11 protein-coding genes, 2 pseudogenes and 1 other annotated feature are annotated in these 14,417 nt (G+C 45.3%); of the genes and pseudogenes, 9 read left to right on the plus strand and 4 right to left on the minus strand.

Features of this window, described 5'->3' with window-relative positions; genetic code table 11:
* Nucleotides 1-3,543, plus strand: coding sequence for a glycoside hydrolase family 3 N-terminal domain-containing protein (locus ACFTRD_RS14835; protein ID WP_379381028.1), 3,543 nt, complete (start codon nucleotides 1-3; stop codon nucleotides 3,541-3,543).
* 209 nt (nucleotides 3,544-3,752) lie between these two features.
* Here ACFTRD_RS14835 and ACFTRD_RS14840 read toward each other — a convergent pair whose 3' ends face one another.
* Complete coding sequence (locus ACFTRD_RS14840) at nucleotides 3,753-4,472, minus strand: SDR family NAD(P)-dependent oxidoreductase (protein WP_379381030.1); 720 nt, start codon at nucleotides 4,470-4,472, stop codon at nucleotides 3,753-3,755.
* 46 nt (nucleotides 4,473-4,518) lie between these two features.
* Nucleotides 4,519-4,881 carry a winged helix-turn-helix transcriptional regulator gene (locus tag ACFTRD_RS14845; RefSeq protein ID WP_192269439.1) on the minus strand — a complete coding sequence of 121 codons (363 nt, stop codon included), beginning with the start codon at nucleotides 4,879-4,881 and terminating at the stop codon, nucleotides 4,519-4,521.
* A 430-nt stretch (nucleotides 4,882-5,311) separates the two neighbouring features.
* Between ACFTRD_RS14845 and ACFTRD_RS14850 the strand changes: the two genes are divergently transcribed.
* On the plus strand, nucleotides 5,312-5,866 hold the full coding sequence (locus ACFTRD_RS14850; protein ID WP_379381033.1) for an NAD(P)H-dependent oxidoreductase: 555 nt from the start codon (nucleotides 5,312-5,314) through the stop codon (nucleotides 5,864-5,866).
* 76 nt (nucleotides 5,867-5,942) lie between these two features.
* On the opposite strand, the gene ACFTRD_RS14855 is transcribed toward ACFTRD_RS14850, so the two are convergent.
* On the minus strand, nucleotides 5,943-6,515 hold the full coding sequence (locus tag ACFTRD_RS14855; protein WP_379381035.1) for a hypothetical protein: 573 nt from the start codon (nucleotides 6,513-6,515) through the stop codon (nucleotides 5,943-5,945).
* A 268-nt stretch (nucleotides 6,516-6,783) separates the two neighbouring features.
* Nucleotides 6,784-7,041, plus strand: a binding site (T-box leader).
* A 129-nt stretch (nucleotides 7,042-7,170) separates the two neighbouring features.
* Between ACFTRD_RS14855 and ACFTRD_RS14860 the strand changes: the two genes are divergently transcribed.
* The 3 genes and pseudogenes from ACFTRD_RS14860 (at nucleotide 7,171) to ACFTRD_RS14870 (ending at nucleotide 9,149) form a co-directional block, all read left to right on the plus strand.
* On the plus strand, nucleotides 7,171-7,629 hold the full coding sequence (locus ACFTRD_RS14860; protein WP_379381037.1) for a DUF5662 family protein: 459 nt from the start codon (nucleotides 7,171-7,173) through the stop codon (nucleotides 7,627-7,629).
* 88 nt (nucleotides 7,630-7,717) lie between these two features.
* Nucleotides 7,718-8,273, plus strand: a pseudogene (locus tag ACFTRD_RS14865) (dihydrofolate reductase family protein).
* 186 nt (nucleotides 8,274-8,459) lie between these two features.
* Nucleotides 8,460-9,149: a CPBP family glutamic-type intramembrane protease gene (locus tag ACFTRD_RS14870; protein WP_379381039.1), complete on the plus strand. Its 690-nt coding sequence runs from the start codon at nucleotides 8,460-8,462 to the stop codon at nucleotides 9,147-9,149.
* A 189-nt stretch (nucleotides 9,150-9,338) separates the two neighbouring features.
* Here the strand turns inward: ACFTRD_RS14870 and ACFTRD_RS14875 are convergent, their stop codons facing one another.
* The gene (locus ACFTRD_RS14875; RefSeq protein ID WP_379381041.1) at nucleotides 9,339-10,196 is read right to left on the minus strand and encodes an SDR family oxidoreductase; all 858 of its coding nucleotides are present in this window, start codon (nucleotides 10,194-10,196) and stop codon (nucleotides 9,339-9,341) included.
* Nucleotides 10,197-10,563: 367 nt separating this feature from the next.
* Between ACFTRD_RS14875 and ACFTRD_RS14880 the strand changes: the two genes are divergently transcribed.
* From ACFTRD_RS14880 to ACFTRD_RS14895, 4 genes and pseudogenes are all read left to right on the plus strand, one after another.
* On the plus strand, nucleotides 10,564-11,157 hold the full coding sequence (locus tag ACFTRD_RS14880) for a TetR/AcrR family transcriptional regulator (protein ID WP_379381043.1): 594 nt from the start codon (nucleotides 10,564-10,566) through the stop codon (nucleotides 11,155-11,157).
* 161 nt (nucleotides 11,158-11,318) lie between these two features.
* Nucleotides 11,319-11,605: pseudogene (locus ACFTRD_RS14885) on the plus strand (IS5/IS1182 family transposase); the annotation flags it as partial.
* Between the two features lie 347 nt (nucleotides 11,606-11,952).
* Nucleotides 11,953-13,500 carry a PTS transporter subunit EIIC gene (locus ACFTRD_RS14890; protein WP_379381045.1) on the plus strand — a complete coding sequence of 516 codons (1,548 nt, stop codon included), beginning with the start codon at nucleotides 11,953-11,955 and terminating at the stop codon, nucleotides 13,498-13,500.
* An 8-nt stretch (nucleotides 13,501-13,508) separates the two neighbouring features.
* Nucleotides 13,509-14,354, plus strand: a complete 846-nt coding sequence (locus tag ACFTRD_RS14895) for a PRD domain-containing protein (protein WP_379381047.1) — start codon at nucleotides 13,509-13,511, stop codon at nucleotides 14,352-14,354.
* Nucleotides 14,355-14,417: the final 63 nt, after the last annotated feature.

Genomic DNA, 14,417 nt, shown 5'->3' on the forward strand with positions numbered 1-14,417 from the left:
ATGCAGAGCTTGATACCACAACCGAAGCAGATTGCAGCGACCGAGGGAGACGCCTTGCGCTTGAATGGCGAGGAAAGACTGAGCCTTTTCATGGAACAGGATGAACCCAGATTGGAAATTCATTGCCGACGGGCATTTCCCGGGATGGAATATACATGCTCCAGGATAGATAGAGGATATTTGTTAGTAATCGAACGTCTGCCAGGGAAGCAAATGCAGCAGATAGTCGATGAGGTCCATGCAGCTCAAGAAGCCCACGAAGCACAAGAAGCACAAGAAGCACAAGAAGCACAAGAAGCACAAGAAGCACAAGAAGCACAAGAAGCACAAGAAGCACAAGAAGCACAAGAAGCTCCTAAACCTCATGAAGCTATGGGAGTACAACAGAAGGGCCTGGTCATCGCTGATGTTAGTTCATTCATCGGAAATGACGAGACACATTCAACCAGACTTGCGGGGCGGGCACAAGGATATCGGTTGGAGGTATCGTCCCGAAGGGCAGAGGTTTACGCGCTGGATGCGGCGGGTCTATTCTACGGATTGCAGACTCTGGTACAACTGCGTGGATCGGATGGAGACATCCCGACAGTGTCCATAACAGACTGGCCGGATACAGCGGTGCGTGCAATGAATTTGGATCTGCGGCAGACGTTCTCGAAGCCGGAACTGCTGATCGGGTATTTGGCGGAATTCGCTCGTTATAAGACGAATGCGATTTTGGTTGAATATGAGGATAAATTTCCATTCCGCACGCATCCGGAATTCGCACACCCGAAGCATGCGTTAAGCCTCTCACAGCTGGAAGAACTGAAGCGGACCGCCCATGAGCACTTTATAGAGATTATTCCGCTCCAGCAGAGCTTCGGACATCTGGAATATGTATTACGCCACGAAGGTTGGCGGCATCTTCGCGAGACAGAGCAGTCCACCGGGGAGATTTGCCCATCGCATCCAGAGACGTATGGATTGATAACCACCTTACTTGATGAGATGATCGACGCCCACCCGGATTCGCGTTATATCCACCTCGGGTGTGACGAGGTCTACAGCCTATGCGAATGCGAACGCTGCAAAGTCGAGTTTGGAGGCGTGCGGGAACGAGCTTTTATCGCCTTTTTGAACCGTCTGATTGCATTTACGGCAGAGCGGGGGAAACAGCCGATTTTCTGGCATGACATGCTGGATAAATGCCCGCCAGATGAACTGGCTAAGCTGGATCAGCGAAGTGCGGCGATGATCTGGATCTACAACGGTCGCAATATCGTAGCAGAGGTCACTTCGCATGCGAACAAATTCAGGTCGCTCGGCATTGAAATTATGGGAGCGCCAGCCGTCCGCAGTTTTGACTGGGCTGAGCATCAGAATTATCCGGTGCTTTTGAACCGGACGGATAATCTACTCCAATGGGCAGAGACAGCCGACAAGCTGGATCTGGACTGTGTGGTTGCCACCAACTGGACGGGGCCTTTCAGTCTCGGTGTTCCGTATGGTATTTTCGAAACCACCTGGTACCCCATGCTGCTGCATGCGGATCTGGCCTGGAACCGCAAGGCAGATGCCGCAAGTTTCATCGACCGTTTTCTGGAACGGTTTCATGGCATTGATCCTGTTATCGGACATAATCGTCTGGGCAATTACAGGGTGGAGGATTATTATGACGTGATCTGGAAGCTGATGGACGAAGTACACGAGCATAAAGAAGAGGCGGAACTTATTGCGATCATGCATGATTTTGAGGTTGCGACAGATCGTTCGCGGGCCATTCACAAATATGCTTACCGCTGGGAGCTGTATCCCGGCGACGATGCGGAGTGGCGCTCACTCCATAACAACTATACGAGAAATCGCCGCGGGCGTGATGGTGTCCTCCCTCGGATGAAGGCAGCGCTGGAGCGTTACCAGCCCTCTGATATGGCAGAGCATTTTGTAAAATCCAGGTTCTATCTGCATGATTATCTGGAGCGAACGCTTTATCACGAATTGGGCCTGAACGTAATCCATCCAGAAGCCAATCGGACGGTAATGAGCCTGGAGGACAAAATAGCCATGATGTGCGTAGTTGGCACGCCATCGACCCGGGCCGAGCCGGAGTTCCGCGGCAGAATGTCGCAGCACCGTTTTGGTGGAATAGGCATCTTTCCACACAATATTGAGAGTGAGCCGCAGACGCTGGCATTGCTTGCAGAAGTACAGAGGATAGCCGAAGATGGCGGCAGCCCTTTGCCCTATTATGTTTCGGTAGATGAAGAGGGAGGCACCTTGTCCAAGTTCAAATCCTTCTTCCCCTATATCCCTGGGAACCGGGCAGTCGGGTTAAGTGAAGACCCGGAAGCCGCCTATTTGCTCGGTAAATTCATTGGCAGTGAGCTGCATTCGCTTGGCATTCCGATGAACTGGGCACCTGTGCTGGATGTGAACACGAATATTGATAATCCGGTCGTTGGCGTTCGATCCTTCGGAGAGGACCCGCAGCTGGTGGCCCGTTTCGGCCGAGCTTATATTCAGGGAATGCATGAAGCGGGTGTTGCTGTGACGGCAAAGCATTTTCCCGGCCACGGGCAAGTGAGCGGAGACTCGCATATCGTGCTGCCCGAATGTGAACTAACGCTTGAACAGTTGATGGAGGGGCCGCTGCTTCCCTTTGTTGAGGCGATTGAAGCTGGAGCGGATTCAATCATGATGGGGCATCTGGTGTTTCCCAACATTCCAGAATCCGGGGGACTTCCAGCGTCACTCAGCCCATATTTTGCTTCGAAGTTGCTAAGGGGAAAACTGGGCTTTGCGGGGGTGATCTGCACCGATGATATTGAAATGGGGGCCATCCGCAAACATTTCAGCCCGGAAGAGGTAGGTGTGCTTGCCGTTCAGGCGGGGAATGATATGATCCTGATGTGCCATACGCCAGAGTTCCAGGATCAGGTGATCGCGGGTATTCTGGGCGCTGTAAGGGATGGGCGCATCAGCGAGGCACGAATCGACGAGTCGGTTCTTCGTATTCGGCAGCTGTATGACCAATTCCAGCAGTACCGAGCAGCGGCACAGCCGATTCCCAGAGAGCAGTGGGAGGAAACGGCACTGAAGCTGGCTCGTATGACCGTGAAAGTTAGCCGGGACCCGCAGGGCCTGCTCCCACTCAAGGATTCGCTGAAATATTTACTGATACTGCCGCAGCAGGAGCAGCTGACCCAAGCCGATAATAGTGGTTCTGCCGAAATCAGGCTGGAATCGCTGTTGAAGGATGAAGGTTTGATTGTGGAGGCCCGGTATTGTGCAATGAAGCCCGATGCCGAGCAGATCGTGTCCCTGGTACAGAAAGCTGCTGATGCAGATGTCGTGATCCAGGGCACCCTTAATGCCCATCTATTCACAGGTCAGCTGGCGCTGGCTGAGGCCTTGGCTGCGGTTAAGCCGCTGCTGAATCTGGTGCTGCGTAATCCGTATGATGATGAAGCACTGCCGCAGACCGCCGGAAGTATACTGCTATGCTCAACCTCCGATTTTTCCCTGCGAGCACTGGTGGAGTACATGACAGCCTCAAGGTGACTTGTCAGACTGTGAACAGGGCAATGAAACTTCCAAATGATCAGTTGTCGTATATACTTGCCGACCATTATTCTTCGAAGTAATTTAGCCTTATATTCTATAATAAAAAGGCAAAAAGCCCGCTAGTGTGCGGGCTTTTTGCCGATTTTGATACGTATAATTTTTACTGAACTGCATGAGAATTATTTATAAACCCGGTGGGCTTTCAATTAAGCGTTCAAATCCGTTATGGCCGGAATGTTAATTTCTTTTACGCAGGCTGCTTTGGACAAATTGACGATGCATTTTACGATAGAAACGATATCCTGTAGAGGGATGCGTGTACCATTATATTCGGAAAGAGCGCGGTCAATGCCATCTTTAAACGGAATTTCGGCTGCAAGCTCTCCCGGGTTAATACACGTAACCGCAATTCCATCGTTTCTTGTATGTTCTCTCAAGGCCTCTGTAATCCCTCGAATGGCAAATTTGGAGGCCACAAAGGAAACCTGGGTACTGTTCGCATTGCTCAGACCCGCAGTCGAGCCGATCAGAATGATTTTGCCAGCTGTCGATCTCCTGAGGTGGGGTAATAATGCCTGAATGCATACAATCGCGGATGTTATATTCACATGAATCAGATTACTGATGTCGGCGGGGGTATCGTTATCGAACGTATAGTGGTCCTCGAACCCCTCCTTTTCCCAAATGCCCACATTGTAAATGAGAACATCCAGTGTTTCGTTCTGAAGCGCATCGCTGATCCGTTTGGCTGCATGGAGATCGGACAAATCTGCCTGTATCCATATTCGTTCTACGCCATCGTTCAGCTTCAAGTTATCAGGTTTCGTGCGAGATATTACCCAGACTTTATCGCCATGCTCAGGCACACCTCTGACAAATGCATCTCCTAATCCTTTGCTGGCACCGAATACAAGATAGTTCTTCAAATTGAAATGCTCCTTCTTCTCAAATTGTCTGTCTATGGGTACCCGCTCAAAAAGCAGGCTCTTTATTTTCCGATAATATAATTTCTTCTCCTTGTTGTTGCCTTAATGCTATATTTTCCCGTCCCCATGCACACATCACATCGACAATCTTATTGGCGGTAACTCCATACTCTGTAAGGCTGTATTCGACTTTGGGCGGCATTTGCTGGTAGACATGTCTTCTGACAAGGCCATCCCTTTCAAGCTCGCGTAATTGCTGGATCAGGACCTTTTGCGAAATTCCGTCAATACTTCGCTCTAATTCGCCTGTCCTTTTCACGCCGGACATTAGCAAACATATGATTAGCGCCTTCCATTTGCCGCCGATGATTTCGAGGGTCGCTTCGATCCCCAGATTATATTGTTTCATGAGATATCACCTCGTTCATGTTACATCCTGATGATGTGGTATAAATGTTCATTTTCTCATAATATGGCTGATGAAGTCCATACACACTTTGAAGTAACCATCTTACTTTCGAGTGTGTATTTTCTTTTGCACAGGCTTATATGATAATGGCCATATTCGAAAATAAACCTATAGCTGAACCTTATAAATTGAACAAAACATTTACACGAGAACGGAGAGGATAGAAATAACCTGAAGAAGCGGAGCTACAAGCTTTCTGTAAAGAAAGCTGCATCGGAAGCATACCCCTCGCCTTTATCCCCGGATTTTTCCCTTTGAAAAGGGAATCAAAAAAATCTGGGGATAACAGCGATCGGAAGGTTGTTCTGTCATCGGAGTGGCAAGTGTACATATTCTTTAGTTTCAATTTATATAGAAAGGAATGTTAATCATGAAAACACTTGTCATTTTGGCGCATCCAAATATGGAGGCTTCGAGAGTGAATCAGCGATGGAAAGAAGAACTGGAGCAACACTCGAGCGATATTACAATCCATGAGATTTATAAAGCGTATCCGGATTGGAATATCGATGTGTCCAGAGAGCAGAAGTTGCTGGAAGCATATGATCATATTATTTTGCAATTTCCATTATATTGGTACAGCTATCCGCCTTTGCTGAAAAAGTGGTTAGATGATGTTTTTACTTACGGATGGGCGTACGGATCAGCAGGTAACAAACTGTATGGGAAAAAGCTGGGCTTGGCCATGTCCATTGGTGATAAAAAGGATAATTACACGCGGGATGGTTCAGTGTCTTTTACTGTAGATGAGGTAGTGACGCCATTCAAAGCCAGCATCAATCATGTTGGCGCCATAGCGTTACCGCATTTTGCAGTCTTTGGTGCCTCATTTCAAGCCACTGATGAAGAAATTAACCAAAGTGCCAAAGAATATATCAGCTATATTTGTAAGTATCAGCATGTATCCGGAAACCTGTCGGTTTGAACAGAAAATGACCTGGATCGCGTTTGCAGTTATTCGGGGCAGGGGCCCGACGCTACCTCCCGGGTAGGTCAAGCTTCTAATCCCAATTCGCATATTGTGCTTCAATTACATCGCTTGCAGGTGGCAGCTCCATGCCTTCTTTCCAGAGCAGCGTAGGATTGTCCCTGGGCCCGTAATAAATGGCCTTAATGGTGATCTTAGGGTCCTTTCGGTTGGCATTTAATTGATCGAGATCCACGAAGTTGTAGATATTGCCAAGACTGATCTCAGCGAATTTTTTGGATTTGATCATAGGCCGGACCGGTGTCATATAGAAATTCCCGTCATCCTCCAAGGTGTAATTCACCTGATTCACCCGATAACCGTCGGTCATCTTCACATGATACGCGATTCTGCCGTCTCGGAGCCGACTGACTTGCGTGACTTCAATGACACTGGCCGGAACCTCGTTAATATTCCATTGGAATAATCCGACATAGCCGAGATATAAGGCTCCGCTCACGGCTGTCGCGAGCAGCAGGCCTTTTACAAACGAGGCTTTTTTTGAGCGCTGCCAATACGCCTTGAAGTTGGCCAGACCCGTGCTCTCCAATTTATTTTTCGCTATCAGCTCAAAAGGCAGGCTGCTGCTCAGTTGAAGCTTGTGCAAGGCTCTGCTGATTTCTGCTTAAAGACAACGCAAATAAATATACCTTCTGAAAATATTGTTCGTAGATTTGTTCCACATCGGCCACTTGTTCACCACCTTACGTATATAAGACCCGTTCATGGGGATTTCGTTACAAACAAATTAGAGAGACATAAGAAGCATAAGTTTGTCGTGAGTCCCCAATAGAACTCTGAATGATAACTCAAGTAGTCAGCCGGCTAATTAGTCGGCTGTCTTTACAAACTCAATACTAGATTGGTAAAATTGAACAAATGCAATGATGAGAAGAGTAGGTAAGGTGTACATTTACAGAGAGCTCCGGTAGCTGAAAAGGAGTAAGGGGGACCTTATTGAATCAAATCTTTGAGCATCACATCGTAACCTGAACCTGTTCAGGGGGTGGTGTGACAGGAGCTCCTGTTACAGAGCTAGAGTATAAGCATGAATGTCATGCCGTACTCGATAAGGCTAATCTGATGACAGATTAGTAAACTGGGGTGGCACCACGACGAATCTCGTCCCCAAGACATTGTTCTTGGAGGTGGGATTCTTTTTTTGTTTTCTCAGAGCAGTACTATTCTAATAGCATCGGAATTATGGGTTCTTTTCAAAAGGAATGAGGTTTGTTTTTGTTCTTGAGAGGAGGTTTTATTCAATGCTGAAAGCTTGCTGGAATTATTTCTTGTATATCCTTAATCATAAATTGAATGTACTGATTGAATGTTGGAAAGAAGGCCTCTATATTCAGGGGATTATTCATGATTGGTCGAAATTTTTACCGGCTGAATTCTTTCCATACGCTAAAAAGTTTTACTCTGGAATACCGTTAACCTTAGAAGACGAGTTGAAATGGAAATACGCATGGCTTCGTCACCAGCATAAAAATAAGCACCATTGGGAGTACTGGGTTATTAACCCCAATACAAAAGAGTCATTACCCATGCCTAAGAAGTATGTCATCGAAATGGTATGTGATTGGCGCTCTTTTTCAAGAAAATGGGGGAAAAGAGTAAAAGATACTACTCTAAACCTAACAGATAACATAGTAGTTCATCCTGAAACGAAAAGAGAGCTTGATCTTCTGACGTCCAACCAAAGCACAAAGGCCCGTTAAGCTAACGGGAAACAATTCTTAACTATGACAGGATTTGTCGTGATTTAAATTTATAGTGAGGGTATCTTAATGAAAGGAGATGTAAGTTATGAACCGAAGAATAATTTTAGATTTAGCGGTTACTTTAGATGGTTTTATTGAAGGGGAAAATGGGGAAGTTGATTGGTGCATCATGGATTCTGATATGGAATTTAATACGTTTCTGAATCAAATTGATACTATTTTATACGGAAGAAAAAGCTATGATTTATGGGGAGAATTTACACCGGATAGTGAAAATACTGATGCTGAGAAAGAGTTTTGGGATACGGTTCACACGAAAGAGAAATATGTGTTTTCCAAGGCTAAAAAAGTGACTGACAAAAAAGCGATCTACATTAATGATAATATTATTGAAGAAGTAATTAAATTAAAGAATAAGCCGGGGTAAAGATATTTGGTTATATGGTGGAGCAAATCTTATTACTACTTTTATTAATTTAGGGCTAGTTGATGAATTCAGATTATCCATTCACCCTGTTATCTTGGGAGAAGGGAAACCGTTATTTATTGATGTGAAACAAAGAATGAATTTGAAAACGGTTCATACAAGAACGTTTACTTCTGGTGTTGTGCAAGTAATCTACCATCTGGATAGAAAATAAATACCGCTCCTCTAATAACAGTTTCGGAAGTTTATTAAAATAGCATGGAGCAGCTTGCCGTTTGGCAGCTGTTCCTTTTTTCGTAAACCTAAAGGGCAGTTTAGTTTAATAGAAAGGAAGTATTTTGATAGTCAATAAAATTGATCGTTAGTAGTATTGTATAATAAATGAAGGGGTGATAAAAAGATGCTTTTTTTAACTGCACTTTTACTAATAATTGCTGTAGGTTATCCAATCTGGGATTATTTTTATATGAAAAAGGTTGAACAAAATTTTGTGAATAAACAGAAATTGTTCATTGGAATTATGATTACTCAATGGTTACTGATCATAATTGTATTTGTCTTTTGGGTAACTACACAACGTTCTCTAAACAACTTATTTTTTCTTGATAAACCCTTATTTCCTTTTCAACTAGAATTTTTATTGGCAGCTGGATTAGGAGTAGGTATTTGTATTGGAATGTTTATTTTAATTCTTGTCTTTTCAAAAAAATTAAGAAAAATATTATCTGATGCTCTATCTGATGAAAGCATTCAATTTTTGTTACCCTCAACAATTAAAGAACGTTTACTTTTTCTCTTAGTAGCTATTACTGCAGGAGTCTGCGAAGAAATCATTTTCCGAGGAGTGGTAGTATATTATTTAAATCATCTTCCATTTGAACTGTCTGTCATCACGATTGGTATTGTTTCTAGTTTGCTATTTGGAATTGTTCATTTATATCAAGGTTGGAAAGGGGTATTACTTACTACCTACTTAGGTGCTATTTTGTTTATTCTTTTCGTGGGAACAGGCGTCTTGTGGATTCCAATCGTCTTACACATTATTATAGATGCGAAATTTGTATTTTTGCCAAATAAAAAGATGCCGTAAAATGAATTAAGTGAGTATTTGATTGAACTAACGGGGAACGTTAGTAGAAAAAGAAAAAATGCAGCTGCGTGAAAAACTTCAATCTTTCAAATTTTTTTTCAAAAGCACCCGACTTTTGTAAAGAACGGATCAGGGCATCCTTGGTGGACACCCCTATTCCATTGTTTCTAAATAGGCATTGTTAAAGTGTTATTGAGAAATCGAGTCTTTTAGAAAATCTGTAAAATTCACTGGGGATCTGCCAATCAGGTTTTCCAAAGCGGGATTGGTTTGGGAGAAATCTCCCTGTCTACTTGCCTGAAACATTCCCGTAAGCATGTCGACCATCACTTCCGGCAGCCCTCGGGACATCAAGTGGTTCCGATATTCATCATCCGTCACGACAATTCGCCGAATCGGTCGATCCAAGACCTTGGAAGCAATCGATGCGATCATATCCATGTCAATCGCTGCGGAAGCCGTAAGGTGAGGAGTTATTCCGTCATATCTCTGCTCTGTCAGGATTACCGCTGTGGCTTCAGCCAGGTCAGAATGGCTGGTCCAGGCAACAGGACCATCTTCCGGAGCAATCAATTCCCCTGTTTTCAAGGCATCACCCATCCACATTATCGATGATGATGCATAAAAGCCGTTTCGCAGCGATGTGAAAGCCATTCCTGAAGATTTTAGCATCTCTTCTGTAGCAGCATGGACGTTCATGGGAGGAAAATGCGACGTTGCAGATGAGAACATTTGGCTAGTGTATAGCAGTCGACTAACACCAGCTTTCTTTGCCGAGTCGATTGCGGTTTGATGCTGACGAACAGCAACTTCTCCCAAGGAGTGGGACGAGATAATAAGAACTTGAGCCGCTTCCTCAAAGGCGTGGAGAAGACTTTCGGAATCATCGAAATTTCCTTGCCGAACACGAACTCCGCGTTCTTCTAGATCTTGTGCCGTTTTCACATCACGGACACTTACACCAATACCCCCGGCAGGAACTCGCTTGAGAAGTTCCTCTACGACCTTCCGACCTAATTTTCCATTCGCTCCTGAAACAACAATCATTTCTGCACTCATCCTTTCGTTTGCAAATCAGATAGAGATTTTCTTGTCATACGATTTTCTTTGTGCAATCATATTCGTATAAGTTCATGTTCAAAAAAGCAGCGGAATCAGACACAAACAGATCAAGTCGTTTATTTAAAATCTGCGAAGCGTACGTTTCCAGGTACGCGAGCAAGATTTAAAAAACAACGCAGAAGTGTTCAATGATTTTCAGTAACTTTTTGAACAATAGTCTAGCCAACCTCCTAAGTAAAAGATAAAAGGATGGGGCCAGTGCAAACAACCTGCAAAAAGCTGTTTTTGTTGGGTTCCCAACATTTTTGTCCTTTTGTCTGTTATTTGAGTTCAAGAGAAAGAGGGGGGTAAAATGTCGGTAAATCCCGAGGGTCCGCGTGTTAAAAGAACCCGGCAAATGTTCGTGCAGGCTTTTAACGATTTGGTTGAGAAAAAGAGAAACGTCTATTCCATTTCTGTGCACGATATCACGAATCAAGCAACCATAAATCGAACAACGTTTTATGCACATTTTCAGGATAAATATGATTTTCTTGAATATTGGATGACGGAAAAGTTCCAAATGACTATAAGGGATAGACTGCCTGAAGAAACAAGATGCAATGCGGACAATTTGCGAATCCTTATTCAAACCATATTCGATTTTCTTTTGCGGTTTCAACAATGTAGTTCGCCAGGAGACAAGCAGTTTGAAGCGATGTTTGAAAATACCATGCATCAGGATCTTCATCGACTCCTGCTTAAACGGATAAATGAAGTGGACACACAGGGCTTTTCGCAAGAAAAATTGAAAGCTATGGCACTTGTTATCAGTTGGAGCATATTCGGATCGGCTTTGCAGTTGAGCCGGAACCCTCAAGATCGCTCAATAGAAACGATGTTTGAAGAAGTCATTGAGGTTATATCGGTCAATTTGGCCCCTTTTTGGGAGCAAATAACCAGCTAAAGATGAGGCCACTGAAAAAGTCTGACACTTTTTTGCTGCATAATTAGTATAGCGAATGGCGTAAAGCCCCTTGTTCCAGCCTCAAATCTCAATCTGTAAAACCGTCGAACTGGCTCGTGCACAAGGCATCTTAAAAAGCACCTCTATCATTGGAGATGCATTCGTTTTTTGGCTACAAGACGCATATCGCCATGACCGAGGAACGAATCATTACAGCGGCCATTGGCGACACGGCTTATTCGGAGAAGGACAATCTTGCATACAGCAAGGAAAACGAATGGAGCTCATCTCCAAGCTTAACACGCTGATCTCCCAAGGCGTTCGCAAGAAGGAAGACGAATTCGAATTTAACAAAGATGCAGGGGTGTACGTATGTAAGGCAGGCCATATGGCGATTCGTAGAGCACGTAATGGCAAAAAAAGTGTCGGGGCTAACCAGGTTAACACATAAAAATGCGACACCTTCCGGAAAATTCGGATGAGGTGACGCATTTTTTTCGTCTATTGCTTGAACTTACCCAAAAAGATAAGTTTTTCAGTGACCTCCGTCCAATGCGAGCTCTTAGTTTTCACTTTTCCCCACTAGCCACCGGATGTTCCTCATAATTGATCCAAGATGAGTCATTGTCCTCAGAGTAGTGGTATTTACTGACCATTGATTTTGGAAAGTGAAGTGGTCACAATAGTAATATTGCCATAAATGACGGAATTGTTATTTTTGATAAGATCAACTTTCACTGATAGACGTCGGTCCTTCGATGTCCGTTTAATGCTAAGTAACAGGGAGGAGCATTCATGCCGCAAGATGACCGGAGTGTCAAAACGGGGCGTAGTTCCGCTAGGGCATTAGCCATGCAACTTATTGAATTGTCTGGTGGAACGGACAATATTATCGAAACCACCCATTGCACGACACGACTCCGACTCCGATTGCAGAACAGTGATCTGGTGGAACAAGAATGTCTTGATGGTATAAAGGAAATTCAAGGGGTGTACGTTCGTGCTGGACAGTTGCAGATTATCCTTGGTCCCGCTCTTGTCTCAAAGGTTAATCGTCAGGTGAATGGCATAATTCAGTCAACTGCTTCGTCCATATCAGAAGAAGACGGCCCGAATGGACCTGTCACACCACGGCTACACGAAGAAGATCATACTGATTCCCATCCACTGCCGTCCGAGTCTACTGCTAGCAGGTCATCGAATGATAAGAGTCTTCATTCACGAGCACTGTTACACAGGTTGATGGACGCATTCCAATTTTTTTCTGATATCGTTGTGCCCATTATCCCACTCTTCGTCGGGGCTGGACTGCTGTTGGGTCTCTTGGGACTTGCGGGGGCATTCGGTTGGGATGATCCAGGCCAAATGTGGTTCCGGATTCTGTCACTGCTGACGAGCTCAGCGTTCCAGTTGATGGCGGTTCTCTTCGGATACAACACGGCCAAGCGGTTCGGGGGAACCCCGGCGCTTGGTGCCGCTGTGGGGATTGTCATGACTCATCCGGGGATTCTTCCGTTCAACGAAATCGGTGGAGATCCGGCCTTTGCTCAAGTTTTGCCCATGTCACCGCAATTCGGGTATCAGGGAGCCATAATCCCAACCGTTCTTGCGACGCTAATGTTAACGATAATTGAGAAAGGACTACGGCGATGGATACCGTCATCCGGAGCTGTTCTTCTCGTTCCCTTCTTAAGCTTTAGCATCGCGGGCACTCTTGCGGTACTGGTTATTGAACCCTTTGCTCTTGGTTTGGGCCGCTCGCTCGGAAGTATTCTGGAACACATCTTCAACTATGGGAGCTTGTTTTTTGGCCTTCTGCTTGGAGGGGTCTACAGCTCCATTGTGATCACCGGTCTTCATCACGGGATTCAGGCTGTCGAAGTTGGACTGATTTCCAATCCGGATATCGGCTTTAATTTCTTGCTTCCGATCTGGTCCATGGCGAATATCGCGCAAGCAGGAGCCGGTCTTGCAGTGTATGCCAGAACCCGGGACAATGCATTGAGGAAAATAGCATTGCCTGCTTCGATCACCGCACTGTTCGGTATCACCGAGCCAGTCACCTATGGTGTGAATCTTAAACTTGGGCGCCCCTTTCTGGGTGCCGCTGCCGGAGGAGCCGCCGGAGGGGCATATGTCGCTTTTTATCAGGTTGTCGCCAATTCATTTGGGCTAACCGGATTGCCGATGATCGCTTTTATCGTACAGCCCGGGTTGATGAATCTTGTTCATTATCTGATAGGTTTTGTGCTTGCTCTGGCCACGGCTTTTACCGTTACCTTGCTGCTCGGTGTGGATCGCGATGTTCGACCAGAAGCTGATAAACTTAACGAACAGGCATAGGAGATAACATGAAGATCAAAAAAATACTCAACAATAACGCCGCTGTGGTTAACGATCATGGAGAAGAGAAAATTGTCATGGGGCCGGGGGTTGTTTTCCAAAAAGGAAAAAATGATATTGTAGACCCAAGCCTTGTTGAAAAAGTGTTTGTGATGACTGATCCAAAACAGTACAACCACCTTCAGGAAATGCTGGGGACCCTGCCCGAAGAAGAAATCGCGGTCACCCAGCAGATCATCACTTTTGCCGAGAAAGCACTTGGTGTTACGTTTCATGAGCATATCCATATCGCTCTTACAGACCATCTCTCGTTCGCCTTGGAGCGGATTGGCAAGGGAATCGAAATTCGGAATACGCTTCTTGAGGAGATTCGTATCCTCTATCCAAGAGAGTTCCAGCTTGGGCTTCATGCCAAGCGTTTGATCTACGAGAAATTGCAGGTGGTCATTCCGGATGATGAGGTTGGTTATATCGCCATGCATATTCATACTGCCTGGAAGAATGCGGGTATGCGCCATAAGGCTCCGGAAAAGACGGCCATGATCAGGGATATCGCGGAAGGTGTAGGACAAGTTGCCGGTGTACTGGATCGAGGGTCTGCGAACTATGAGCGACTTTTGACCCAGCTTGAGAATATGCTGCAAACGGATGAATCAGGCAGACTCCGCAATGAACTGAATCCGGAGCTTGTAGCGATGGCAAAGATGAATTTTACCGAAGCATATACACAGGCCCGTAAGATCGGTGAAATGATTGAAGAGGATTATGGATATGCCTTTACCGAAAGTCAACTGGTTGTGATCGCCATGGAGATCAACCGGATAGATCATCGACTTCATCCATCCTCGGATTGATTCTTATGCTTGGTAAACTGAGTCTCTGGTCCTTGATCCGAATCGGGAATTTCGATCTATAGC

Source organism: Paenibacillus sp. NPDC056933 (assembly GCF_042674385.1).
Lineage (GTDB): Bacteria > Bacillota > Bacilli > Paenibacillales > Paenibacillaceae > Paenibacillus.

Coding starts and splice junctions, on each gene's coding strand:
- ACFTRD_RS14835 (WP_379381028.1), top strand. CDS start 1: ATGCAGAGCTTGATACCACAACCGAAGCAGATTGCAGCGACCGAGGGA.
- ACFTRD_RS14890 (WP_379381045.1), top strand. CDS start 11,953: ATGCCGCAAGATGACCGGAGTGTCAAAACGGGGCGTAGTTCCGCTAGG.
- ACFTRD_RS14845 (WP_192269439.1), bottom strand. CDS start 4,881: ATGAAACAATATAATCTGGGGATCGAAGCGACCCTCGAAATCATCGGC.
- ACFTRD_RS14875 (WP_379381041.1), bottom strand. CDS start 10,196: ATGATTGTTGTTTCAGGAGCGAATGGAAAATTAGGTCGGAAGGTCGTA.
- ACFTRD_RS14880 (WP_379381043.1), top strand. CDS start 10,564: ATGTCGGTAAATCCCGAGGGTCCGCGTGTTAAAAGAACCCGGCAAATG.
- ACFTRD_RS14860 (WP_379381037.1), top strand. CDS start 7,171: ATGCTGAAAGCTTGCTGGAATTATTTCTTGTATATCCTTAATCATAAA.
- ACFTRD_RS14850 (WP_379381033.1), top strand. CDS start 5,312: ATGAAAACACTTGTCATTTTGGCGCATCCAAATATGGAGGCTTCGAGA.
- ACFTRD_RS14870 (WP_379381039.1), top strand. CDS start 8,460: ATGCTTTTTTTAACTGCACTTTTACTAATAATTGCTGTAGGTTATCCA.
- ACFTRD_RS14895 (WP_379381047.1), top strand. CDS start 13,509: ATGAAGATCAAAAAAATACTCAACAATAACGCCGCTGTGGTTAACGAT.